Origin of the sequence: Sorangium sp. So ce726 (assembly GCF_051521405.1) — a bacterium.
GTDB lineage: Bacteria > Myxococcota_A > Polyangia > Polyangiales > Polyangiaceae > Sorangium.
Genome location: NZ_CP150349.1, coordinates 9,608,559 through 9,632,836, shown reverse-complemented (window position 1 = coordinate 9,632,836; position 24,278 = coordinate 9,608,559). Strand labels below are relative to the sequence as shown.

General features: G+C 71.5%; 21 protein-coding genes. 6 read left to right on the top strand and 15 right to left on the bottom strand.

The window, feature by feature from the left end; genetic code table 11:
* Positions 1-40 precede the first annotated feature (40 nt).
* Both WME79_RS35800 and WME79_RS35795 read left to right on the top strand, forming a co-directional pair.
* Positions 41-730, top strand: coding sequence for a sensor histidine kinase (locus WME79_RS35800; protein ID WP_437524232.1), 690 nt, complete (start codon positions 41-43; stop codon positions 728-730).
* Between the two features lie 58 nt (positions 731-788).
* The gene (locus WME79_RS35795; protein ID WP_437524229.1) at positions 789-1,664 is read left to right on the top strand and encodes a Uma2 family endonuclease; all 876 of its coding nucleotides are present in this window, start codon (positions 789-791) and stop codon (positions 1,662-1,664) included.
* Between the two features lie 23 nt (positions 1,665-1,687).
* On the opposite strand, the gene WME79_RS35790 is transcribed toward WME79_RS35795, so the two are convergent.
* Genes WME79_RS35790 through WME79_RS35780 form a run of 3 tightly spaced genes read right to left on the bottom strand, consistent with a single transcriptional unit; the run spans position 1,688 to position 4,919 of the window.
* Complete coding sequence (locus WME79_RS35790; protein ID WP_437524226.1) at positions 1,688-2,890, bottom strand: vWA domain-containing protein; 1,203 nt, start codon at positions 2,888-2,890, stop codon at positions 1,688-1,690.
* A 2-nt stretch (positions 2,891-2,892) separates the two neighbouring features.
* Positions 2,893-3,732 carry an AAA family ATPase gene (locus WME79_RS35785; RefSeq protein ID WP_437524223.1) on the bottom strand — a complete coding sequence of 280 codons (840 nt, stop codon included), beginning with the start codon at positions 3,730-3,732 and terminating at the stop codon, positions 2,893-2,895.
* Between the two features lie 47 nt (positions 3,733-3,779).
* Entirely contained in the window at positions 3,780-4,919 is a 1,140-nt protein-coding gene (locus WME79_RS35780) for a phospholipase D-like domain-containing protein (protein ID WP_437524221.1), read from the bottom strand.
* A gap of 485 nt (positions 4,920-5,404) precedes the next feature.
* On the opposite strand from WME79_RS35780, the gene WME79_RS35775 reads away from it, so the two are divergent.
* Positions 5,405-5,788: a hypothetical protein gene (locus WME79_RS35775; RefSeq protein WP_437524219.1), complete on the top strand. Its 384-nt coding sequence runs from the start codon at positions 5,405-5,407 to the stop codon at positions 5,786-5,788.
* 156 nt (positions 5,789-5,944) lie between these two features.
* Here the strand turns inward: WME79_RS35775 and WME79_RS35770 are convergent, their stop codons facing one another.
* Positions 5,945-6,799, bottom strand: a complete 855-nt coding sequence (locus WME79_RS35770) for a helix-turn-helix domain-containing protein (protein WP_437524216.1) — start codon at positions 6,797-6,799, stop codon at positions 5,945-5,947.
* A gap of 426 nt (positions 6,800-7,225) precedes the next feature.
* Between WME79_RS35770 and WME79_RS35765 the strand changes: the two genes are divergently transcribed.
* Complete coding sequence (locus tag WME79_RS35765) at positions 7,226-8,047, top strand: ExbD/TolR family protein (protein ID WP_437524213.1); 822 nt, start codon at positions 7,226-7,228, stop codon at positions 8,045-8,047.
* 181 nt (positions 8,048-8,228) lie between these two features.
* Here the strand turns inward: WME79_RS35765 and WME79_RS35760 are convergent, their stop codons facing one another.
* The 10 genes from WME79_RS35760 to WME79_RS35715 form a co-directional block, all read right to left on the bottom strand.
* On the bottom strand, positions 8,229-8,810 hold the full coding sequence (locus tag WME79_RS35760) for a hypothetical protein (protein WP_012239127.1): 582 nt from the start codon (positions 8,808-8,810) through the stop codon (positions 8,229-8,231).
* A gap of 29 nt (positions 8,811-8,839) precedes the next feature.
* Positions 8,840-9,676 (bottom strand): hypothetical protein, encoded by an 837-nt coding sequence (locus WME79_RS35755; protein WP_437524211.1) that lies wholly within the window; start codon positions 9,674-9,676, stop codon positions 8,840-8,842.
* Positions 9,673-11,616: a BatD family protein gene (locus tag WME79_RS35750; RefSeq protein WP_437524209.1), complete on the bottom strand. Its 1,944-nt coding sequence runs from the start codon at positions 11,614-11,616 to the stop codon at positions 9,673-9,675. The genes WME79_RS35755 and WME79_RS35750 overlap by 4 nt, the downstream gene beginning before the upstream one ends.
* A complete protein-coding gene (locus tag WME79_RS35745; protein WP_437524206.1) occupies positions 11,613-12,695 on the bottom strand; it encodes a tetratricopeptide repeat protein in 1,083 nt (360 codons plus the stop codon). The genes WME79_RS35750 and WME79_RS35745 overlap by 4 nt, the downstream gene beginning before the upstream one ends.
* On the bottom strand, positions 12,682-13,839 hold the full coding sequence (locus WME79_RS35740; protein WP_437524204.1) for a vWA domain-containing protein: 1,158 nt from the start codon (positions 13,837-13,839) through the stop codon (positions 12,682-12,684). Before WME79_RS35740 ends, WME79_RS35745 begins: the two co-directional genes overlap by 14 nt.
* Entirely contained in the window at positions 13,836-14,981 is a 1,146-nt protein-coding gene (locus tag WME79_RS35735) for a VWA domain-containing protein (RefSeq protein WP_437524201.1), read from the bottom strand. The genes WME79_RS35740 and WME79_RS35735 overlap by 4 nt, the downstream gene beginning before the upstream one ends.
* Positions 14,978-16,231: a hypothetical protein gene (locus WME79_RS35730; RefSeq protein ID WP_437524198.1), complete on the bottom strand. Its 1,254-nt coding sequence runs from the start codon at positions 16,229-16,231 to the stop codon at positions 14,978-14,980. Before WME79_RS35730 ends, WME79_RS35735 begins: the two co-directional genes overlap by 4 nt.
* The gene (locus WME79_RS35725; RefSeq protein ID WP_437524195.1) at positions 16,228-17,136 is read right to left on the bottom strand and encodes a DUF58 domain-containing protein; all 909 of its coding nucleotides are present in this window, start codon (positions 17,134-17,136) and stop codon (positions 16,228-16,230) included. The genes WME79_RS35730 and WME79_RS35725 overlap by 4 nt, the downstream gene beginning before the upstream one ends.
* A complete protein-coding gene (locus WME79_RS35720) occupies positions 17,133-18,119 on the bottom strand; it encodes an AAA family ATPase (protein WP_437524192.1) in 987 nt (328 codons plus the stop codon). Before WME79_RS35720 ends, WME79_RS35725 begins: the two co-directional genes overlap by 4 nt.
* A gap of 97 nt (positions 18,120-18,216) precedes the next feature.
* Complete coding sequence (locus tag WME79_RS35715) at positions 18,217-19,563, bottom strand: serine/threonine-protein kinase (RefSeq protein ID WP_437524189.1); 1,347 nt, start codon at positions 19,561-19,563, stop codon at positions 18,217-18,219.
* A gap of 223 nt (positions 19,564-19,786) precedes the next feature.
* Here WME79_RS35715 and WME79_RS35710 point away from each other — a divergent pair, with 223 nt between their 5' ends.
* Together WME79_RS35710 and WME79_RS35705 are read left to right on the top strand one after the other, a co-directional pair.
* On the top strand, positions 19,787-20,893 hold the full coding sequence (locus tag WME79_RS35710) for a hypothetical protein (protein WP_437524187.1): 1,107 nt from the start codon (positions 19,787-19,789) through the stop codon (positions 20,891-20,893).
* Positions 20,890-22,590, top strand: a complete 1,701-nt coding sequence (locus tag WME79_RS35705) for a hypothetical protein (protein WP_437524185.1) — start codon at positions 20,890-20,892, stop codon at positions 22,588-22,590. Before WME79_RS35710 ends, WME79_RS35705 begins: the two co-directional genes overlap by 4 nt.
* An 18-nt stretch (positions 22,591-22,608) precedes the next feature.
* Here the strand turns inward: WME79_RS35705 and WME79_RS35700 are convergent, their stop codons facing one another.
* Positions 22,609-24,174: a dipeptidyl-peptidase 3 family protein gene (locus WME79_RS35700; RefSeq protein ID WP_437524182.1), complete on the bottom strand. Its 1,566-nt coding sequence runs from the start codon at positions 24,172-24,174 to the stop codon at positions 22,609-22,611.
* Positions 24,175-24,278: the final 104 nt, after the last annotated feature.

The following is a 24,278-nucleotide window of genomic DNA, read 5'->3' as shown; positions in this document are numbered from 1 at the left end:
GGGCGATCGCTCGGGGATCGGCTACGCTGCGCTTTGCTTTATGGCAAAGGAGGGTCAGGAGACGGCGTGCTGCGCGGCGCGCCTGGCCGCGGCGGGGGCGGTCGGCGCGAGCGTCGCCCACGAGCTGCGCAACGCCCTCGCGGTCGCGGAGTCGTCGCTCTACCTGGCGCAGCGCGACCTCGACGATCGGCCTTGCCTGCTGCGCCACCTCGACCGGGTGACGTGCGAGATCCGCAAGGCGCACGAGGTCATCGGCAGCGTCCTCGGGCTGGCGCGCGGCGAGCCGCTGCGGCGCGAGCCGGCGCACCTCGGCCGGCTCATCGAGAGCGCGCGGCACGCGCTGGTGCTGCCCACGGCGGTCCGGTTCGAGGTCGCCGTCGCGCCGGCCGACCTCACGCTCCTGTGTGACCCGATCCTGCTCGAGCGCGTCTTCTCGAACCTCTATCTCAACGCGATCGAGGCGTTCGACCAAGGGCCTGGCGGCGAGATCGTCACGCGGGCGTGGAGGGGTGATGAGCGCACGCACCTCGAGGTCGAGGACAACGGCCCTGGCGTTCATCCGTGCGTGGCCGACCACCTCTTCGAACCGCTCGCGACCGCCAAGGTGAAGGGGACCGGCCTCGGCCTCGCGTTGAGCCGGGTCATCGTCGAGGCGCACGGCGGTGAGATCACCGCGACGGCGGGCCGGTGCGGGGGCGCGGCGTTCCGTATGTGGTTGCCGAACGCGTGACGGGCGCGGAGCGGGGCGAGCTCGCCGGGACGCATCCTCGGCGTGCTATCGTCCTCTCATGCAGGTCAAGCGCCGGACGACGGAGCGCGGCCCTTTTCGCGCGGAGCACCTCCGCGCGGGTGATCCGTACGAGCTGTCGAACGGCCACCCCGTCTACTGCGCCCCCACGGGGGGGCGTGCCTCGGGGCCGAACCAGCTAGGCAGCTCGGTCGTGGGGTGGGACCCGGCGGTCAAGGAGGTGGGCGTCGACACGGGGTACTCCCCGGAGCCGGGCACCCTCCGGGCGCCGGACGTCGCGGTGGGGAACGTGCCCGACAGGCCGGGCTGGGTGAAGGGCGTGCCGGAGCTCGCGATCGAGTACGCCGACGTGGGGCAGGACGAGGAGGCGCTGAAGGAGAAGATCGCCGACCTGCTCGCGGCCGGTACGAAGCTCCTGTGGGTGGTGCGCCTCATCGGTCCACGGCGGGTCGAAGTGCACGAGCCGCACCGGAAGGTGCGCGTCGCGCTCCCCGGGGAGCTGCTGAGCGCGCCGGGCATCCTGAAGAACGCGGTCCGTGTCGAGGCGCTCTACGACCGCAGCGAGGCGGAGAAGAGCACGCTGACCAACCTCCTCCAGCGGCGCGGATACGAGGATCTCGACGCGGTGCTCGATGCAGGGCGCGAGGAAGGCCGCGAGCAGGGGCGCGAAGAAGGCCGCGAGCAGGGGCGCGAGGAAGGCCGCGAAGAGGGGCGCGAAGCGGGGCGCGAGGAGGGAATCCTCGAGGGCAAGCGCGACGCGCTGAGGCGTGTCCTCGATCGGCGAGGATTGCGGCTCACGAAGGCGGCCGCGGCGAAGATCTCGTCGTGCAGGAGCGAGCGCGAGCTCGACCGCTGGCTCGACCGCGCCCTCGTCGCGTCGGCCACGGCGGAGGTGTTCAGGCGCGCAGGCCGTTGACCCGGGCCCGCGCGCCGCACGGATCAGGCGCGGCGGTGGCCGCGGACGAGCTCGGCGATGGCCTCTCCCAGGCCCTCTAGCGTGAGCGCGAACATCGGGAAGATACCCTTGATCGCGTCGACGGTCGGGTGGGGGTAGGGGCCGATCCCGTCCGGGTTCAGCCACACGGCGCGGTCGAAATGGTCGCGGAGCATCATCAGCCAGGCGACGCCGGGCAGCCGCGCGTCGGGGTCGAACGAGGCGCCCGCGCCGCCGCCGGAGCCCGACGAGCCGAGCAGCTCGTAGGGCGCCATCGAGGCGTCTCCGACCATCACGAGCTTGTGGTGCTTGCCGCACTCGCGGAGGAGCTCGCGCACCGGGACCGGATCGAGGAGCCCCTCGGTCCTGAAGACCCTCTCGTAGACGCAGTTGTGGAAGTAGTAGCTCCTCAGCTCCTTCCAGTGCGTCGCGCGCTTCGCCGCGCTGAAGAGCTGCGACACGAGCGCGGCGCTGGGATCCATCGAGCCGCCCACGTCCATCATCAGGATCACGCGCGTGTTTGGCCGGCGCGGGGGCCTCGTGACGATCTCGATCTCGCCCGCGTTCCTGGCCGTCGCGTCGATCGTCGCCTCGATGTCGAGCTCGCGATCGCCGCCCTCGCGCGCGAAGGCGCGCAGCTTGCGCAGCGCCACCTCGATCTGGCGCACGTCGAGCGTGAGATCGCTGCGGTAGGGGCGGTAGCGGCGGGCGTCGGCGTTCTGCACGGCGCCGCTGCGCCCGCCTGCGGGGCCGCCGACCTGGATGCCGCTCGGATGGAAGCCGCCGCGGCCGAACGGCGAGGTGCCGCCGGTCCCGATCCACCGGTTCCCCCCGTCGTGGCGCTCGCGCTGCTCGCGGAGGCGCTCCTCGAACCGCCGGAGCACCTCCTCCAGATCGAGCTCCTCGATCATGGCCCTCTCCTCGTCGGACAGGGCGCGCATCTTGACGGGATCCCGGAGCCACGAGAGGAGCTCCTCCGTGACCGCCTTGGCCTCCACGTGCACGCCGCGGAAGTGCTGGGCGAACGCCAGATCGAAGTCGTCGAGGTGCGCCTCCGAGTGGACCAGCATCGCCCGCGCCACGTGGTAGAAGCCTTCGAGCGAGCTCTCGTGGAGGCCCGCGGCGAGCGCGCGCGCGAGGCCGACGGCCTCCTGGGCGCCGACCGGGACCTTGCGGGCCCGGAGCTCGTAGAGGAACGCGACGAACATCGCTACGACCGGAACCGCCTGCCGCCCGCCAGCTGATCGGCCAGCGCGACCAGGTCCTGCTCCTTCTTGAGCAGCGCGCCGAGGAACGGCAGCGCCTTGTCGAGCTTCACCTCGCCCACGCCCGCCCTCCGCAGGACGGCGATCCAGTCGATGAGCTCGCTCGTCGAGGGGCGCTTCCGGATCCGGGTGTTCTTCCGGATCTCGTAGAAGACCTGCATCGCCTGGTCGGCGAGCGTCCGATCGAGATCGGGGTGGTGGACGCGGACGATCTCCCGCATGAGCTCGGGCTCCGGGAAATCGATGAAGTGGAAGACGCAGCGGCGCAGGAAGGCGTCCGGCAGCTCCTTCTCGTTGTTGCTGGTGATGATCACGACGGGCCGCTCCCGCGCGGCGATCTCGTCGCCGGTCTCGGCGATGCGGAAGCGCATCCGATCGAGCTCGTGGAGGAGATCGTTCGGGAACTCGAGGTCCGCCTTGTCGACCTCATCGATGAGGAGCACGACGCGCGCCGGGGCGTTGAACGCCTTACCGAGCGGGCCGAGCTTGATGTACCGGCGGATGTCGCGGACGTCGCCGTCGCCGAAGCGCGCGTCGTAGAGCCGCTGCACGGTGTCGTAGACGTAGAGCCCGTCCTGGGCCCGCGTGGTGCTCTTGACGTGCCATGTGATGAGCTCGGCCGACAGGCTCCGCGCGATGGCCTCGGCGAGCAGCGTCTTGCCGGTGCCGGGCTCTCCCTTGACGAGGAGCGGCCGCTCCAGGACCAGCGCGCAGTTGACGGCGGCCTCGAGCGCCTCGCTCGTGAGGTAGCGTTCGGTGCCGCGGAAGCGGCGGAAATCGGACATGCCGGAACGGTAGCACCCCCGGTCGAGCGCGGCGGACCGCGCGGGGATCAGAGCCAGTCGCGCGCGAGGTAGGCCGTCCACGAGGCGGCCCGCTCCCAGAGGGGGCGCCGGGCCCAGCGCGCGACGGTGATCTCGCGGCAGTGGGCGAGATCGTCGGCGAACATCCGCTCCATCGCGCCCGCGAACCCGCGGTGCGAGACGACGGCGTTCACCTCGAGGTTCATGCGGAGCGACTGGCTGTCGAGGTTGGTGGAGCCGACGGTGGACCAGAGGCCGTCGACGACCGCGGTCTTGGCGTGAAGGACGCGGCCGCGCCACTCGAACAGGCGGGCGCCGGCGTCGAGGAGGTGGCCGTAGATCGCGCGCGACGCGAGCAGGACCGCGGGCACGTCGGTGGTGCCGGCGACCATGATCCTGACGTCGACGCCGCGGCGAGCCGCGGCCGAGAGCGCGTGGATGATCCGGAGCGGCGGCAGGAAGTAAGCGTTGGTGATGAAGATCCTGCGCCGGGCGCGCTCGATGGTGAGGCGGTAGGCGTCGCGGATGCCGTGGCGGTGTCTCCGGCGGGGGAGGTCGTTGCTGATGATCTGGACGGCGGGGTCGGGTCTGCGCTCGGCGTAGCCGTAGCGCTCGTCGTCGATGGGGGCGCCGCCTGTGCGCTGCCACGTGCGCAAGAAGAAGTACTGAAGCTCGGCGGCGGCGGGGCCCTCGATGCGGAGATGCGTATCGCGCCAGTCGGCGCCGCCATGCTCCGGAGCCGCGTAGTCGTCGGAGAGGTTGAGGCCGCCCGTGAAGGCGATCACACCGTCGACGATGAGCGCCTTGCGGTGATCGCGGCGGGCGACCTTCCCGAGCGGGGCGGAGAGGTCGAGGGGGCGAAACGCGAGGGGCCGGACGCCGGCGCGGCGGAGCCCGTCGAGGAAGGACGACGAGACGGAAGAGCCCCAGGCGTCGAAGAGGACGTTCACCTCGACGCCAGCCGCCGCCCGCTCCTTGAGCGCCTCGGCGAAGCGCTGGCCGGTGCGATCGCCCCGGAGGATGTACGTCTCGAGGCAGATCGTGCGCCGGGCGCCGGCGATGGCCTCGAGCATGGCCGGGTAGGCCTGCGCGCCGTCCTTGAGGAGCGCGAGGCGGTGCGCGCCGACGGTCATCTCGGCGAACGCGGGCGCGGTAGGGGGCTGGGACATGCGGCGGGGGCAAGGCTGCCCGGGACGAGGCGGCGCGATGATAGCGCGGACGGGCGCGCGACGCCTCGGCGTGATGCTTGGCCGGCGTCGGTCAGCTGTCGATTCTGCCGGCCCCGCGTCGGGCCCGCCATCGCGTCCGGCAGTCCAGGGGGCGACGCTGCACCGCGTCCCAACCATTCATGTCCTCGGACAGGAGCGGTATGCGGAGCTATCCGCGTATCTCGGGCGCTGAGACGTAGCGCTCCTGTCCTGTGACCGGAGCGAGGCCGCGCGGTTCATGAGGCCCCCCCCTGTCATCGACTGTCCGAACGAACACAACCACACGTGGGCATCGAGCTCAACCGGCGCAGCATCCGTCGGGGGCGGCGACATGTCTGCTCTATCGGAGGAAAAGGGGCGCGACCAGGTGGCGTTGCTTGCCCCTACCTACGTGGGCACCTAGCCTGGACCGCGAACGAAACCAACGCAGCGCGGAGGGAAACACCATGATGCCCATGATGAGCCTGCCGATGATGGGGCCTATGGGGATGATGCCCCAGATGATGGGGATGATGCCCCAGATGATGGGGATGATGCCCCAGATGATGGGGATGATGGGTCAGATGCCGAGCATGGCGCGGATGACCTGTGAGATGGACAAAGAGGGGATGGTCTGCAAAATGATTCCCATGGATGCCATGGGGATGGACATGCTGCGCCAGCGCTGTGAAGCGATGATGAAGATGATGGGCATGGGCATGCCCATGATGCTGATGTGCGGCAACATGCCGATGATGATGTGCATGAGCACCGGCATGGACATGAGCGCCGGCGCGAGCGGCATGAGCAACATGGGCGTCGGCTCGAACGTCGCCAGCAAGACCAAGTGATCGCGCCCGCGTCGCGGCGCGCCTGGCGTTTCCCGAGCGCCGCGCAGGACACACAGAATTGCCGCGGCGCCGGAGGGAGAAGAGGAGCGGCGGGAGACGTCCTTTTCCTCTCGGCGTCCTTGGCGCCTTGGTGATCCGGGCTGTCGAGCGCTCCGGTCAGCCTGTCTTCTCGACGTACGTCATCACCAGGTACAGGATGACCTGCTGATCGGTCAGGTTCCTGTACTGATGGGGCACGTCGGCGTCGAACATGATCGCGTCGCCGGTCGCGAGCACATGGCGCTCGGCGCCGACGACCATCTCCAGCGTTCCGGCGGTCACCACGAGGTTCTCCACGGTGCCCGGCGGGTGAGGATCCGCGTGTTCTGTGGCGAGGGGCGCGAGGGTGATCTCGTAGAATTCGACGGTCCTCGGCACGTCGAATGGGAACAGCGCGCGGGACGTGAACGAGCCGTCATGCGACGTCAACACCTTGGCGCGCGCGGCCAGGATGAGCGATGTGCCGCCGAGCGACTGGTCGCTGATCAGCGCCGAGAAGGGCACGCCGAGCGCCCGCGCGATCTTCCAGAGCACGTTGATCGTCGGCGTGCTCTGGCCGAGCTCGATCTGGCTGAGCATCGCCCGGCTCACGCCAGACGCCTTCGCCAGCCGCTCGAGGGAGAGCCCACGCTTGGTCCGGAGGCGACGCAGGTTGGCCCCGACGATGCCGGTGAGCGCCGAGGAGGCGTCCTGTGGGGCCATCTCGTAGGCCCAGGCGTCTCCAGACGTCTCGTCCACGTCCCGCTGCGGCCCCTCTCCATTGGTGCGGCTGGAGTACGAGCTCGTGGGGCCCGCGAAGCTCTCTGGCTTGCGGTGTGAGCGCGGTCCAGCAGGCGACGGGGGGCGCCCCGTCGATACGGCGGACGCTTGCACGTCGTTCTGATAGCCCTCCACGGGCAACGACGCGCCGAGCCCATCGCCGGAAACCAGCCCAGGCGAGCTCCGTGGCGTGTTCTGACGGACGGATTTCATCGCACCTGCCAGACGGGCATCCACGTCCACATCGGGAACCACCAGAGGGTGACCTGCATGGTCAATGAGCTGCCCGACAACGTCTTCCTGTCGCTCTCGGGAGCATGCTCGTTCCGAGCCATCCGCCGCTGCTGCCGGTATTCCTCGAGGTCGATCACTTGAGCACTCTGGGGGCGCATCCGCTTCACCTCCAACCCGTAGGTCTATCATCCGTTATAACGGATTGTCTGTCAAGGGACAGCTCGGCCATGACGCACGGGGGGCGGCACGCTGCGTTGACCCGAGGACGGTACGAGGCCCGCTCGTCCGTGGCGCAAGGCACCTGCATCCTCGACTATGCCGAAGAAATCGAGCTTTTCGTCCGCCCTTTCCAGGTTCAAGGCGTCCGATGATGAGTCTGCTTAAAATTGACGCGTCGCGTTTTTTTTGATCTGGGCGGAGCGAAGTGCCTCCGAAATAGTGGACGATGCGGAGCGTGGGCCGCCCGAGGGATCGCTCGTCTCGCCCTTCCATTGTCGGCCGCTGGCGCGGCTCACCTGCGCGAGCGGTTCACCGGTGACGGGGGAGCGGACGTTGGTGCTTTCCAGGAACATCCGGCGCGCGCCGCCCTCTGTCCTCCTATCGCAGCGCGGCCGTGGAGCTGGCGAGTGCGCCGCGACAACACGAACACACAAGGAGGCAGCCATGGCGGGCGTCGACGTGGGAGGTGGCGAGAGGCGGGCGCGAAACAGCGAGATCAACATGATTCCGTTCATCGATCTGCTGATGGTGACCATCGCCTTCCTGCTGATCACGGCGGTGTGGGTCACGAACTCGCGGCTCAAGACCAGCGCGGAGGTGCCTGCCGCCGCGGGGTGCGGAGAGGAGTGCCAGAAGGAACCTCTCAGGACGATGCATGTTCATGTCGGCGAGGACCAGTTCAACCTCGTGTGGAAGCAGGGCGCGACGGTCTTGAGCGAGGTGAGCGTCCCCAAACGTCCTGTCGAGATCGGCGGGGCGGGCGCCACCGCGATCCGCTACAGAGAGCTCGGCGAGGCCATCCGGCGCGAGTGGGAGCGGAGCGGCGAGCATCGCGCCCCGAGCGACCGCCGCGCCGATCAGGCCGTGCTCCACAGCGACAACAAGACGCCGTTTCGCGAGCTCGTCGCAGTGCTCGACGCGATCAATGCCCCGCGCCGAACCGTCGTCCTCGATGACGGCCGCAGCACCGAGATGCCAGCCTTCCTAGCCACCTTCTCAGCACGCTAGAGCGGCGTCCACCCGCTTCGGATACGGGCCCACCTCGACGTTTTCGGTGCTCGGCGCACTCCAGTGCGCCGAGCACCGAAAACGCCGATCTGGGCCCGTCTCCTGTGCGGGTGAACGCCGCTCTGCCGCCGTGGTCTAGAGATGGTGCGGGGAGCGGTCGTTGCGAGATGGCGGGAACGCGTTATGCGGTGAACTCTGTCGTGAGCGCTACCCAGTTCGAGGGCGGGCGGACGGCGTAGCTCAGCGCAAGGACCTCGATCAGCACCACCCGGTAGATGGCGTGGACGTCGTCGACGTCGACCTCGTGCGCGTTCGCCTCGAGCGCCGCGTCGAGGTGCTCCTGCACGAAGGCGAGGACGTCGGGCTGCTCCATCGCGATGACGTCGTCCGAGTCGACAGCCTCGGCAGGATCGTGGAGGCGGATCTGCTCGTCCAGGTTCAGCGACTCCTCGACGCCCGTGAGCGCCGTCTCGGTGACCTCGTCGAGGTCCTGACCGAACAGCTCGTCAAAGGCGAGCCAGATCGCCAGCGTCAGGAAATAGCCGAGGGCGAGCGCCGTCTCGTCGAGCGGGCCCGAGAGCACCGAGGAGATCCGGTCCGCGAGCGCAGGCTGCGTCTGCTCGAAGCGCGTGAACGCGTCGTCGAGCTGCTTGCGCGAGTCGTCGTCATCCTCGGCGAGCTGGTCCTCGATCTCGGACAGGACGCGCGCCGGCACCTGAGCGTACGAGGGGACGGGGCGAATGGCTGCGCGGCGTACCCACACGCGGACAACCTAGCACACGATGGCGCGGCTCATGGAGCGAGCAACCGGATGCTCGACGCCGGAGCCCAGCCCTCGGTGGCGCCCCAGCGGACCTCCGCGAGCCCGCCCGATCTCCTGCCGACCTCGACCGATGCACCCTCGGGGATCGCGCTCTGCTCCGCGCGGGGCAGCGCGCGCCCGTCCTCGTCGAGGAGCCGGACCTCGGGGACCACCACGACGCCAGCCCGGGTCGTGAGGCGGAGGTGCCGCGCCGCATAGGTCAGCGGCACGAGCGCGAGCAGCGCGACGAGCGCCGTCGGCGCAAGGACGCTGCCCGCGACGTGCGCAGGGCCGATAGGGCGGCGCCGCAGGACCACGCCCAAGGCGAGGAGGAGCGACGCGAGGAGCGTGGCCGCCGCCCAGGTGCGCTCCGAGGCGAGGCCGACGATGACCCGGCCGAGCGTCGGGCGCACGTCGACGGCGTCCGTGGCGCGGCGCGAGCGCCGGCGGGTGATCTCGGCGCGCACGAGATCCAGCGCGTGATCCGCGTCGGCATCGCCCGGACGGAGCCGCAGCGCCTCCTCGAACGCGGCCGCCGCCCGGCCGAGGTCTCCGGGGCGATCCGCGCCCTCGCGGACGCGCGTGACGTAGGCGAGCCCGCGGTTGTAGCTCGCGTCCGGGTGCACGAAGCCGCGGTCGGCGAGCAGCTCGAACGTGTCGATCGCCGCGCCGTACTCGCCGCGGCCGAGCGCGGCCGTGCCCTCCTGGAACATCATCTCCGGGGGCTCCGCCGGCTGCGCGCGCGCCTCGCTCGACGGCAGCGCCGGCGCGAGGCTTCCGGCGAGGAGGAGCGCGCCGGCGAGGAGGCGCCTGCGGCGGCCGTTCACGCGGGCTTCCATCGCGCGAGCTCGGTCACGACGGCGCGGCTCTGCTCGACGAGCGCCGCGGCGGCGGCGCCGCCGTCCTCCTGCGCGGTCGGCTCGAACCGGATCGCCTCGCACGCGGCCAGCGCCTCGCAAGCGCGCGACGAGAGCGGCCCGGGGACGCCGCGCCGGTCCAGCTCGCCCGGGAGCTCCGCGAGCAGGACGCCGCGCGAGCGGAGGCCCGTCGCGGACTCGATCGCCCGGTGCACCGCGCGCTCGATCGCCGCGGCCGTCGCCCCGAGATCCCCCTGCGCGGCCGCCTCCTCCGCTTCGCGCTGGGCGATCGCCGCGAGCCGGGCGGGCGAGCTCGCGCCCGCCGCGCGGCGATCGCGCGCCCGGCGCAGGAGCCGATCGCCCGCGCCGAACAGCGTGACGGCGAGCGGCGGCGCGGCCAGGAGCAGCCAGAACGGCGCGCCGTCGAGGGGCAGCGTCGCGGGCGGGGTGTGCGGGCCGAGCGACGTGCGGAGCCCCGGCATGCCGGCGAACGGCTCGCCGCGGCCAGCGCCGTCGCCCTCGGCGAGAGGCGCCCTGGACGGCGGTCCGGACGGCGCCGGAGGAGCCACCGGGCTGACCTGGACGACGCCGAGCTCGGCGCGCTCGACCACGTAGCGCTTCTGCGCCGGATCCCAGTAGGGGAGCTCGATCTTCCCGAGATCGACCGCGCCGCTCTCCTGGATCCGGACGACGTAGCCGAACGATCGGGTGCCGCCGATCGCGCCGCCGCGCGGCTCGATCGCGTCGCGCTTCTCCGGGTCGAGCCACTCGAGCCCGGTTCGCTCCGGCACCCGGAGCGATTGGGGGAAGTTGCCGGTGCCCGCGACCTGCACGGTCACGGCCACCGAGCCGCCCTGCTCGATCTGGCGCGGCTGCACCGTCGCCTTGAGCGTGAACTGACCGACGTCGCCGACGACATAGCCGGACGGGCGGCCGGCGAGGGGCGGCTCCGTGACCTTGACGACGACGTCGTTCGATTCGCGCAGCACGCGCGCGCCGATCCGGCGCGCGCTGATGCGCGTCTGCATGCTGCCCGTGTGCAGCTCGCCCGTCTTGAGCGGGAACAGCGCCAGCTTGTCGACAAGGCGGGCCGCATAGCGGTGCCCGCCGACCCGCGTGTACACGGGCCGCTCGTTGCGGGGGTCCTCGAGGAGCGGGTGGCGAAGGAAGTCCGCGGCGGGCGCTGCGCGGGGCTCGGTCATCTCGGCGTTCTCGCGGAAGTACAGGTAGAATGAGACCGTGACCTGCTCGCCGACCACCGCGGTCGTCTTGTCCGGGATGGCGCGCAGGAACACCACTGGGTCGGGCTCGCGCGGCATCGCCAGCTCGGTCGCCTCGGCCTCGGGCTCGTCCTGGGTCGGCTCGTCGTCGAAGAGGCCGCCCGGGCCGCCGAACGGCCACGGGAAGCCCTGCAGCGGGCCGCCGGGCAACAGGAACGGGTTGTTCGGCCGGCGAGGCCGCCCGCTCGCCGGCGCGACCTTGATCATGATCGGAGCCGCCGGCATGCGCCTGCCGTTCCACGAGATCGTCGGCCCCGGGATGGTGTAGCGGCCGGGCTTGTTCGCGACGATCTGCCACGTCGCGCTGATGCCCAGCTGCGTGATCATGACACCGCCCCCGAGCTGGGTCTTCATCTGCGTCCCGATGCTCGGGCCGGAGACGATGGAGAGGTCGGGCGGGACACGCAGCTCCGGATCGGAGGGCATGCCGGCGCCGCGCTCGACGAGCGCCTTCACCTCGACCGTGAACGGCTCGCCGACCTCGACGTCGGTGGAGCTCGCGCGCGCCGAGAGCTCCGGCTGCTGCTGGGCGCGCGCGCGGAGCGGGGCGAGCAACGCGAGCAACGCCAGGAGCAGCGCGGTCGCCAGCGGCGCAAGGCGCGGGGGGGCGAGCGCGAGCGGGCGCGTCACTTGTCCTCCATGCCGCGGCCGCGCCGCATGCCGGCCTTGTTCTTCGCTTCCTGCTCCTGATACGTCGGTGCCTCCTCGAGCTGGTCGAGGATGCGATCGTCCTGCCGGCCGGTCTGCGGCGGCTCCTGGGGCTGCTCGCGCGGTGGCTCGGGTGGCTCGGGTGAGCCGGCGTCGGGCGACTGATCCTGCGGGCCAGCGTCGGGGCTCTGATCCTGGTCGCCGCCGTCGTTGCCCGCGTCGGGCTCGCCGCCGTCGTCGCCCGCGTCGGGCTCGCCGCCGTCGTTGCCCGCGTCCTGGTCGCCGCCGTCGTCACCCGCGTCGGGCTCGGCGTCCGGCGGCGCATCGGGCTCGGCGTCCGGCGGCGCATCGGGCTCGGCGTCCGGCGGCGCGGCGTCCTTCTGGTCCTCGATGCGCCGCAGGGCGATCGCCCGGTTCCAGGCCGCGTCCCGGCCGACGCCGTCGCCGCCGGCCTCCTCGAGGACCCCGGGGATGATGGCCAGCGCCTGGTCGTAATACGTCACGGCGTCCTCGTACTTGCGCCGCAAGAACTCGAGGTTGCCCGAGAGGTAGCGGGCCCGCGCGCGCAGATCGGCCGGCACGCTCGGATCGGCCCCGATCGCCTTCACGAGGACCAGCGCGCAGTCGATCTCGATCCCGCGCAGCGCGTCGCGCTGCTCCTGCTCCGGCCCGCCGTCCGCGAGCTCCTCGTCACCGAACCGATGACCGTAGCGCTCGGCCAGGTGGAACAGCGTGAGCCCGAGATCGAACGAGCCGTTCGGCTTCTGGCGCACGGAGTCCGGCAGCCCGATGCCGGCGTCGCTGCACGGGCCCGTCCCCAGGTAGCTCTGGAGGGCCTGCTCGGCAGACTCGAGGTTGCCCGCGTCGAGATCGCGGATCGCCTGGTCGACCGCCGGCGCGTTCCGCTCGAACGGGGACGTCGGATCCCACCCGCTGCACCCGGTCGCCGCCGAGAACGCGGCCCCGGTGAGGCACGCGGCGGCGAGCCCGATCGCGATCCAGCGCCCGCGGCGCGCGAAGAACCCGGCGAGATCCACGCGCTTGCGATCACGACGCGGCATGCTGCCCTCCCGCCTTGCCCCGAGGCGCCTGCTCCGCTCCCGCCGCGAGGTCCGCGCCGAGCGGGCGCTCCTTCAGCAGTAGCGCGGCGCGCTTCGGCGCGGCCTCGGGGTGCGTCGCCACGAAGCGACGGCGCGGAGCGTCCTTGAGGAACACCTCGGCGATGAGGAGCAGGATCGCGAGGCCGAGCGGGTAGAAGTAGACGTCCGCGTAGACCGTCTCGACCCGCTCCGAGAGCTCGCTCTTCATCTGCCGCCTGAGCTCCGCGGCGATCGTCTCGATGCCCGTGGTCCCCTTCTCCGCGCGGATGATCTGCCCGCCCGGCGTGGCCTGCGCGATCGACGCGAGCTGCTGCTCGCCCGACAGCGACAGCTCGGTCGTGAGCGGCTTGCCCTGGCGATCCGTCCGCCACCCGACGATGCGACCGTCCTGGCCGATCTCCGGGATCGGCTCCGGCGTGCGGCCGCCGATCTGAACGACGTGGATCGTCGTGCCCTGGGCGCCGATCGCCTGGGCGACGCTCAGCGGGTAGCCCTCGAGGTCCTCGCCGTCCGTGACGAGCAGGATGATCCGCTTGTGCTCGGCGGACTTCGGATCGCGCTTCAGGAGCTCGCTCGCCTGGTCGAGCGCGCGCGCGATCGCCGTGCCGCCGATCGGCATGTCGTTCGGGTCGAGCTGGCGGAAGAACTGCGCGATCGCCGCGCCGTCGGCGGTCAGCGGGAAGCCCATCGGCTCGCCGGCGAACGCGACCGCGCCGAAGCGCGCGCCCTCGAGATCCTTGATGAGGCGGGCGACCTCGACCTTTGCCCGGAAGATGCGGGACGGCTCGACGTCGCGCGCGTACATGCTCTTCGAGTAGTCGAGCACGATCACCACGTCGACGTTGGTCGCCGGCACGAGCCGCGTGCCTTTGCCGTACTGGGGGCGCGCCGCGGCCACGAACGCGAGCGCCGTCGCGAGCACGAGCAGGACGCCCTTCCAGGCGCGGCGCTTCGCCGGATCAGCGGTCGTGAGCGCCTTCACGCGATCCTCGTCGCCGAAGCGCTTGACGGCGCGCGCCACGCCGAAGCCGCCCAGGATGAGCAGGAGGCCGATCAGCGCGGCGAACGCCGTCCCGAGCAGGAACCACGGGGCCGCAAAGTTCACGGGAACCTCCGGAGCAGCCAGGCGCGCAGGAGCGCGTCGAGCCCGATCAGGAACACCCCGGGCAGGAGCAGGAACGGGAAGAGATCCTCGTACGCGGCGCTCGACGCCTCGAAGCGGGTCTTCTCCAGCCGGTCGAGCACGTCGTGCATGCTGTCCGCGAGCGCCTTCGCGTCGGTCGCCACGTACGACGCGCCGCCGGTCTTCTGCGCGATCTCCTGGAGCAGCGCGGGGTTGACCGGGAAGCGGTGGCGCACGTAGCGCGGCTGCCCGAAGAGATCGATGCCGTCCTCGACCTCGACCTCGTCGTCGGTGCCGATCTGGATCGTGTAGACCTTCGCGCCGAGCGAGGTCGCGAGGTGGGTCGCGTACTCGGGGGAGATGGCCCCGGCGTTCGAGTCGCCGTCGGTCAGGAGGATGACGACCTTCGACTGCGCGTCGCTCCTGCGCAGGCGGGCGACCGCGGTGCCGAGCGCGTCGCCGATCGCCGTCGCGCTGCCGTCGATCACGTTGAGCGTCATCTGCGAGACCATCTGCGTCAGCAGGTGGTAGTCGAGCGTCGGCGGCGACAGCACGTAGGCGGCCTTGCCGAAGACGACGACGCCGAGGCGATCGGTCCTCCTGCGGCTGATGAAGTCCTGGAGGACGAGCTTGGCCGTGTCGAGCCGGGTCAGCCGCTTGCCGCGCGGCAGCTTCGGCTGGCCGGGGAGGTCGCTCGCCCGCGCGTCGAGGATCGCGCGCATCGAGCCCGACAGGTCGAGCGCCACGACGATGTCGATGCCCTTGTCGTCCGAGCGCTGCTCGCGGAGCACGCTCACCGGCCGCCCCATCGCGAGGACGAGCAGCGCGAGCGCCACGGCGCGCAGCACGCCCGGCAGGTCGCGCAGGTGGCTGCGCAGGCCGCGCGGCCCGCGCGCGAGCGGCGCGACCGTGCCGAGCCGGAGCCGCGGCCTGCGCGCGTCCTCCGCGAAGATGCCCCAGTACCAGACGACGGGCACCGCGATGAGCGCGAGCAAGAACCACGGGTTCTGCCAGCTCGCCGAGGACCAGGCGTCGCGGCGCGTGAGGTAGGGGTACACGCAGGCGAGCGCGGCGACGACCAGCGTCGCGATGAGGGCGAGCGCCGCGCGCTTCGTGCGGCTCAAGGCGCCTCCTCTCCCTCTGGCGCCCGGGACGGGCGAGCGGGTGGCTGCTGCTTGCCGGTGGGCGAGCTCCGGGGCCCGGCGCCGTCGCCGGGACGCACCGCCGGCGGGGTCGTGCGGTGCACGATGCTCTCGCCGTCGTCGAGCGCCGTGAGGCAGTCAGCCTCGCTCGGCTGGAGGCGCGCGAACTTCACGAGATCGCAGTCGGCGAGGAACCGCGCGATCTGTGGCAGCACCGGCACGGGCGGGCGCACCCGCGCGAGCAGCTCCCGCATCTCGTCGCTCGTCGTCTCGAGGCCGTCGAAGCCGTACCGCGCGCCGAGGTACTTGCGCACGCAGTCGCTCACGCGGTCGAAGTACTCACCGGTCCGCCCCTCGCCGAGCAGGTCGGAGCGCCGGAGCGCGTCGAGCTCCTCGAGCGCGGCGACCCACGGCAGCTTGGGCGGCGGGGCGGCCACCACGCGGGGCCGGCGCAGCCAGCGCCGGACCAGCCAGGCCACGAGCAGCCCGAGCGCCGCGCCGATGAGGATGCCGACCGTGAGCTGCTTCGCGAGCACCCACTCCTCCCGCTGCGGCCGCGGCGCCGGGTTCGGCTTGACCTTGGGATCCCGCTCGTTGGCGATCGGGTCCTCGATCACGATCTCGTGCGGCCGGGTGCAGACGGTGACGAGCTCCCCGCTCGCGCGGGACACGGCGATCGGCACCGGCGGCAGCAGGAGGGCGCTCCTCCCGGGCTCCTTGGGCAGCGGGACGAACGGGATGACGAGCTTGGTCGTGGCGCCCGTGTCGGTCGCCGTCGTCGTGCTGGTCGGCCCCGCGCCCGCGTCGGCCTCCGGCAGGACGAACCCCGCCTTCTGGATCGCGCGCGCGGCGTCGCTGTCGCCCTGGACCTTGAAGCCCTCCGGCAGCACCGTCTCGCCCTTGCCGTGCGTGACCGTGATCTCGAGGTGGGCCGCGTACCCGCTGAACCCGTTCTTCGGGAACGTCTCCTCGATCCGGGGGCGCGTCGCGCCGGGCGGCACGTGCTCCGCGCACGAGGCCCACACGCTCTCGCCGCGCCCCGTGGCTGCCGGCGCCGGGGCCGGGGCCAGAGCCGGCGGCGGCGGGGTGTCATCAACGGCGGGCCCTCCGGCGCCGCCGGCGTCCGGCTGCGATCGTGCCGGCGCCGCGCACGCGAGCGCCGCCGCCAGCGCGGCCCACGCGAGCGGGCTCGCGCCGCGCGAGGCGTGGACCGCCGAGCGACGCGTCCTCATCGCCTGAGCCTCCGCGCCCGCTTGGCGAACAGGTCGCGCAGCGGGCTCACGAAGCTCTCGCCTGTCTTCACCACCACGGCGTCGAGCGCGAGCTTCTTGAACAGCTTGTCGCGGTCGCTCCGGAGCTTGCGCATGGCGGTGCGGTAGTGGTCGCGCACCGCCCGGTCGCCGGTGTCCACCACGACCTCTTCCCCGGTCTCCAGGTCCTCGAACGTCGCGAGCCCCACGTCGGGCAGCTCCTCGTCGCGCGGGTCGACAAGCATCACCGGGATCACGTCGTGCTTGGCGCTCGCGAGCGAGAGCGAGCGCTCGAAGCCGGAGGCGAAGAAGTCGCTGATCACGAAGGCCACGCTCCTCCGCTTGGCCACCTTCACCAGGGTCTCGAGCGCGAGCTTCAGGTTCGTCCCTGTGTACTTCGGCTCGTGCCCGAGGATCTCCCGGATGACGCGCATCACGTGTTTGTCCCCCTTCTTCGGCGGGACGAGCTTCTCGATGGCCTCGGTCGCGAGCACGAGGCCCACGCGATCGTTGTTCTTGATGGCGCTGAAGGAGCAGAGCGCGGCGATCTCTGCGGCGACCCGCGCCTTCGACGCGCGCCGCGTGCCGAACTGCTCGCTCTGCGAGGCGTCGACGACCAGCATGACGGTCATCTCCCGCTCCTCGACGAACACCTTCACGAACGGCTCGCTCATGCGGGCCGAGACGTTCCAGTCGATCCAGCGCACGTCGTCGCCGGGCAGGTAGGCGCGCACCTCGCGGAACGAGAGCCCTTGCCCCTTGAAGACGGACGAGTACGTCCCGGAGAGCTGCTCGTTGGCGAGCCGTTGCGTCCGGATCTCGATGCGCCGGAGCTGCTTCAGGAGCTCCGGCGGCAGCGGGTTCTTCGAGCCGGAGGCCTTGATCACGGCACCTCGACCACCTCGAACACGCGCCGGACGATCTGCTCGGACGTGACCTCCTCGGCCTCCGCCTCGTAGGTGAGGACGACCCGGTGCCGGAGCACGTCGGGGCCGATCGCCTTCACGTCCTCCGGCGTGACGTAGCCCCGGTGGCGCAGGAAGGCGTGCGCGCGCGCCGCGAGCGCCAGCGCGATCGAGGCGCGCGGGCTCGCCCCGTACTCGATGAGGCTGCTCAGCTCCCGCATCCCCTTCTGCCCGGGCTCGCGCGTCGCGAAGACGACGTCCACGATGTAGTCCTTCACGCGATCATCCATGTACACGTCGCGCACGACCTTGCGCGCGGACACGAGCTCCTCGGGGGTCGTCACCTTCGCGGCCTTGCCCTCGACCACCCCTGTCGTGCGGTCGATGATCTGCCGCTCCTCGGCCCGCGCGGGGTACCCGACCTTGACCATGAGCATGAACCTGTCGACCTGCGCCTCCGGGAGGCGGTAGGTCCCCTCCTGCTCGATCGGGTTCTGGGTCGCCATGACCACGAACGGGCTCGGCAGCGGGTAGGTCGTGTCGCCGATCGTGACCTGCCGCTCCTGCATCGCCTCGAGGAGCGCGCTCTGCACCTTCGCCGGGGCGCGGTTGATCTCGTCGGCGAGCACGAGGTTCGCGAAGATCGGGCCCAGCTTGGAGGTGAAGTCGCCCTTCTGGTGGTTGTAGATGACGGTGCCGATGAGGTCGGCGGGCAGCAGATCCGGCGTGAACTGGATCCGCGAGAACTTCGCGTGGATGGCGTCGCAGAGCGTCCGCACCGTGAGCGTCTTGGCGAGGCCCGGGACGCCCTCGAGGAGGACGTGTCCCCCGGTGAGCAGCCCGATGAGGATGCGCTCGATCATGTACGTCTGGCCGACGATGACCTTGCCGACCTCGCTCAGCAGGGTGTCGATGAAGGCGCTCTCTTTGGCGACCAGCTCGTTCAGGGCGCGTACGTCGTGCATAACGGGTGGGAGCTCATAGCAAGCCCGGCCGCCCGAGGACAACCGGCGCCGATCGAATATTCCTCGTCGCGAGGCGGGGCCTCGGCGCTGCGCAGCGCTAGAAGCCGGGCTCGCGGAACTTGGCGCGCCCGGTCTCGGCAGGCGATCGGGAGCGAGGCGGGCTCGCGCTCGCGGCGGGGGTGGAGGACGGCGGCGCCGCGGGCGCCGTGGACGGGGGCGGCTCCGGGGCGCGCGTTGGCTCCGGGGCGCGCGGCTCGGCGGTGGCGACCCCCGGGCGCGGCTCCATCGTGGCGGCCGGCGCCGCGGGCACCGCCACGGGCGGCGCGCCGGGGCCCTCCCCGAGGCCGATCCACAGGAGCGTCGCCGCCCCGAGCAGCGCGCCCGAGGCGACGAGCGCCGCCGCGGTGGCGATCGTCCGGGCGCGGCGGCGCGGGTCCAGGCGCGAGGGGGTGCGCCCCCGCGCCCTGCCCTCCGCGGCGCGCAAGGCGTCCTTGATCAGCGCCGTGCGACGCGAGGAGCGCGCGGCAAGCGCGTTGCGGATGTACCCCGTGACCTCGCCAGGGCGGCTGCCGAGGGCGGCGTTCACCGCCTCCAGCGCGTCCGCGAGCTCGGACATCGTCGCGAAGCGCTCGGCCGGATCCTTGGCGAGCGCGCGCATCACCGCCGCCTCGAGCGCGGGCGGGTACCCGGGGACGAGGGGGCCCGGCGGATCGACCGGCTCGGGCCGCGCGATGCGCGCCATCGTCGCGAGGTCGTGGCTGGCGGCGAACGGGTGCGTGCCCGTCGTCAGCTGATAGAGCACGATCCCGAGCGCGAAGACGTCCGACCGCCGGTCCAGCTGCTCGCTATAGACCTGCTCGGGCGCCATGAAGAGGATCTTGCCCTTCATGTGCCCGGTGTTGGTCGTCGGGTTGTCCACCTGCGCCATGGCCTTGGCCACGCCGAAATCGGCGATTTTGACCGAGCCATCCCGCGTGATCAGGATGTTGTGCGGCGAGACGTCCCGGTGAACGAGCCCGACCAGCGCGCCGCCGTCGTCCCGTAGCTCGTGGGCCGCATGCAGCCCACGCGCCGCCTCGATCGCGATCCTCACCGCGACGGGCAAGGGGAGCGGGCTGCCCTGCTTGCGGGTGCTGCCGCCGAGCAGCGCCACGAGCGCGTCGCCGTCGATCCACTCCATCACGAAGTAGAGGACCCCGCTCTGCTCACCTTGATCCAGGATCGCGCACACATTGGGGTGCTTGATCCGGGCCGCGATGCGCGACTCCGTGAGGAACATGCGCTTGCAGCGCGGATCGCTGGAGAGCGCCGGCAGCATCGTCTTGACTGCCACGATCTTGTCGCCCGCCGCCCCGCCGCGCTCTCGGGCCGCCCACACCGTCCCCATTCCGCCCTGCGCGATGGCGATCAGCAGCTCATAGCGGCCGAGAAGCTGGCCTGGCACAAGATCGACGGGCGCTATCACTGCTCGTACCTGCGACTCCTGTGTCGTCGTGAGTCCGACCATGCTGAAGCTCTCACCGACAGTGGGAGAGCGTTCCAGGCGGGTCGTGCAAGAGCGTTCCAGGATCGGACGCTGATCTCAAACAATTTTCCAGTTGTCGAAGATCGGTCGGCGTGAGTACGGTTAGACTGCCTCTATCGCTTGGTGATGGAAGGAGGCGTGGGTGAAGCATCGGATCACCATCGGCGGAGTGGTATTCTTCGCCCTGGTCGGCGTCGGTCCGGCTGCGTTCGCCGAGCCTTCCCCGGAGGACGAAAGCCGCGCGCCGCCGGCCGCGGTCGCGAGCGACACTGCGGCTCCCGCCGTGCCCCACAAGCCGAGCGCCGCGGAGCTCGCGTCCGCGCGGCACCTCTTCGCGCTCGGCCTCGCCGCGGAGGACGGCGGCCGGTGGGCAGAGGCGCTGGAGACGTACGAGCGCATCAGCAAGATCGTCGTGTCCCCGCCTCTCTGGTATCACCTCGGCGTCTGTCACGAGGCGCTCGGCCACGTCGTCGAGGCGCTCAACGCATTTGAGCTCGCTGCGTCCGGCGCGACCGCGCGGAACGAGCTCGCGCTCGCCAGGGAGTCGCGGGCACGCCTGGAGAAGCTTCGCGTGAAGACGTCGCAGATCGTCCTGCAGCTGCCCGAGGACGCGACCGGCGTGCGCGTCGAGATCGACGGTGAGCCGATCCACGCCGCGCTCGTCGGCGCGGCCATCCTCGTGAGCCCCGGGGCGCGGCGGGTCGTGGTGGAGGCCGAGAACTATGCGGCGCGGTTCGAGGCGACGGTGCAGGCCGAGACGGGCGCGGTCGTCGAGCTGCGCGCCGAGCTCGGCGGCAAGCGATCGCTCGCGGTCCTGCGATCGAGCGCGCCCGCGCGCCAGGCGCTGCCGAGCGCGCCCGCGCCCGGCCCGCGCATCTCGCCGGTGGTCGTCGTTGGGACGGCGGCCGCGCTTGCCGCCGGCGCCGTGGTCACGGGCGCCATGGCGTACGACGTGCGGCACAGCTTCCTGAAGAAGAACGAGAACCCTGCCCCGGGCTCGCTGAGCGAGCGCCAGGCGCTGCACGACCGCGGGCAAGCGCTCGCCGTCACGAGCACGGTGCTCACCGGGGCCGCCCTCATCGCGGGCGGCTTCGCCACGTACCTCTTCTGGCCCTCGTCCTCGCCTGCGGCTCCTCCGGACGCCGCCGGGCGGCGGCTCGCGCCCGCGCCTCGCGCCCCCCGCCCGACGGCGCTCTCGCCATGGGTCGGCGCGGACGGCGCCGGGGTCGCCGTGCAGGGAGTGCTGTGAACCGCGCACCTCGCGCCGGAGCGGGCGTCGTCGCGGCGCTCGCCCTCGCCTGCACCGGCCTCGGCGCGTGCGCCTTCATCGCGCCGTTCCCCGAGGTCGCGGCGGATCCCGTGCCGGTGGGCGAGGGGGGAGGCGGCGGCGGGGTGGGCGGCGGCGGGGCGGGCGGCGGCAGCGAGGACCAGGAGATCTGCGTTCCCCTTGCCGAGACGTCCTGCTACGCGGGGCCGCAGGGCACGCAGGGCGTCGGCCTCTGCGTGGCCGGCGTCGCCGCGTGCAATGACGACGGGACGGACGTCGGCGCCTGCGTCGGCCAGGTGCTGCCCGTCTTCGAGAGCTGCGCCACCCCCGAGGACGAGAACTGCGACGGTCGAGCGTGCACGGGCGATCCCGTGCACAGCGTCGCGCTCGGCGGGGCCGGCGCTCAGCAGGGCCTGGGCATCGCCGCCTCGGCCGACGCCGTCGTGGTGGTCGGCTCGGCATCGGGCAGCACCGATCTCGGCGCGGGCCCGTCGGACGAGCTGGGCGCGCTCGGCGAGCCGGACTCTTTCCTCGTCGCGTTCTCTCGCGACGCCTCCTCGCGCGAGGGTCGGTTCCGGTTCGGCCGCCGCTTCGCGGACAGCGTCGCCCGGGCGGTCGCGCTCGCGCCGGGGGGCGACGTGGTGCTTGCGGGCAGCGCGGCCGGTGACGTCGATTTCGGGGGCGGCGTGCTCGAGGGCGCCGGCCGCCGCGCCGACGTCGTCGTGGCGCGGTTCGACGCGACCGGGGCCCACCAGTTCAGCCGGCGCTTCGGCGACGAGGCCACGCAACAGGCGGCGGCCGTCGCCGTGGACCAGGCAGGGAACGCCTTCATCACCGGCGAGTTCTCGGGCACGCTCGACTTTGGCGAGGGCCGCCAGGGCGAGCGGTTCACCCTGGAGAGCCACGGCAGGAGCGATGCATTCCTCGTCAAGCTCGACGCCGCCGGCCACGTCGACTGGGCCAAGCGGTTCGGCGGCGAGGGAGATCAGGCCGGCACGGGCATCGCCGTCGACGGCGACGGCAACATCGTCCTCGTCGGCTGGTTCAGCGGGGAGGTCGATTTCGGGGGCGAGAAGCCGCTCACCACCGAAGCCAAGACCAACCTGTTCGTCGCGAAGCTCGACCCCTCGGGCGACCACGTCTGGAGCAAGGCGGCCGACGCGACCAACGCGGCCGAGGCGCTCGGCGTGGCCGTCGATGGAGCGGGCAACATCCTCGTGACCGGCTCGTTCCGGAGAGCGATCTCCCTCGGCGAGTCGCTGCTCACGAGCAATGGAGACAAGGACATCTTCCTCATCCGCCTGGACGAGAACGGCGTCCTGCAGTGGTGCGAGGACTTCGGAGACGACGCCGACCAGGAGGGCACATCCGTCGCGGTCGATCTGGCGGGCAACATCCTCCTCACCGGCTCCTTCCTGGGGAGCCTCGACATCGGCAACGAGGCGGACTCGGCCATGGGCGCCGCCGACGTGTTCGTGGCCAAGCTCGACCCTGCCAGCAACCCGATCTGGTTGCGCTCGTTCGGCGACTCGGGCGAGCAGCGCGGCGCCGCCGTCGCCGTCGATCTCCTCGGCGATAGCTGGGTGACCGGCCGCTTCGACGGCGTCCTCGATCTCGGGGGAGCCACGGCCACGAGCCGGGGCGCCGGCGACGCGTTCCTCGTGCAGATGGGGCCGTGAGCGCCGCTCGCCGGCGGCTCACTCGCCGGCGAGCGGGTAGATCGGCCGGATGTCGATCGGGATCCCCTCGAGGCCGCCGAGCGCTTGTTGCATCGGCTCCGAGACCTCTCCGTACCTGGCGAGGAGCTCGCTGGCAGCCTGCCTGTCGCCGCGGTGCTGAACCATGCAGAGGTCGCGGACGAGGCGGGTGATGGCGGCCTCGAGCTCCGCGGCGTCGACGGTGAAGCGCCGTGTCGCCGGGTCGAAGCGGGCGGCGCGCTCCTCGAGGAACCGGTTGATCTGGAGCGCGGCCCCCTTGCCGTGCGCCTCGGCCACGCCGAAGCGGGTGCTCCTGAAGAGCCCCGCGAAATAGGAGATGAGGAGCTTTTCCCTGAAATCGGCCGCGAAGTGGCCTCGCTGGATCATGAAAAGGACGTTGTAAGCGCCCATCACATCGGCCTTGGCCTCCTCCAGCGCAGAGTACGTCGGGCCGAGCGCGATCCGCACCTCGACCCGCTCCCCGTTCACGGTCGTGAACGCAGGGCCGAGGCTATGCGAGAGCTCGTGGAAGAGCGTCTCGTTGAAGAACGCGTCGGAGGACAGGTGATCGAGCTGCGCCGGGTCGAGGATGCGCTCGGCGATAGGGCGCATGATCAGCTCGAACTTCGTCTCGATGACGTTGCGGAGCAGGACCTTCTTGGCCCCCTTCTCGGCGCGGACGCGCTCGTCGTTCGGCAGGTTGAACGCGATCGTCTGGACCGATTTGCGGGCGTCGCCAGCGCTGAATACGAGGTCGACGACCTGGATGGGGCTCTCCCCGCCGCGCGCCGTCTTCACATCCTCGGGGACAGGCAGGTTGCGCTCCATCTCCGGGAGGAGCTCCTTGTACTTCGAGAGGTTCCGGGAGGCCTCGGGGTCGCTCACCGTGACGAACGACTCGAACGAGGCCTTGAGGCCGAGGAGCTCGTCCTCGTAGGTCTCATAAGGGCCGATGGTCACCTCGACGCGGCTGTCGAGATCCATCCAGTCCTTGTCGGATGCATAGTAATCGTCGGAGCGGAACGCAGCGGCCCGGGACCTCAGGAACCGTCGCAGGCTCTCGCTCGCGGTGAGCGCCGCGGCCTCCTCGAGGAGCGCGCCGGCGGGGCCGAGCCACGCGGCGTAGGCCTGGCTGTACGGCACGGCGACGAGCCGGCCCTGGTCCCGGCGGATGAGCGTGAACAGGCTCTTGAAGGCCTCCTTGTCGCCCGGGTGCTGCTCAACCCACGCGTTGAGCTCGTCGGCCGAGAGATCTTCCGGGTAGAAGCCAGCGCCAGGCGGATGGGGCCTGTCGATGGCGAAGGGGCGGTGGTGATCCTGCCTGTCCCATGGACCGCGCATGATGTCGAAGTAGGCGAGCCTGTCCCGCCCCTCCGGGGTGCCGTCCGCGACGAGCTTCTCGCGGAGCTCCGGGTTCCCGGCGTAGGCCTGCCGATCGAACACGGGATCGAGCTGCCGCGAAGCCTCGACGAGCTTGCCGAGCGCTCTCTTCTCCGGCTCGGGCAGATCGCCGATGTCCGCGGTGAGTCTGGCCGGCGCGAACTGCTTGACCTTCTCGGACAACAACGGGACCTCCTTTAGCGGGGCGCATCTTCGTGTGATACGGGCTCAGCCGCTAGGCAGGCGCGTGAGGCGTACGAAAGTACGCCGCAGCGCGCCGAACGACGCGG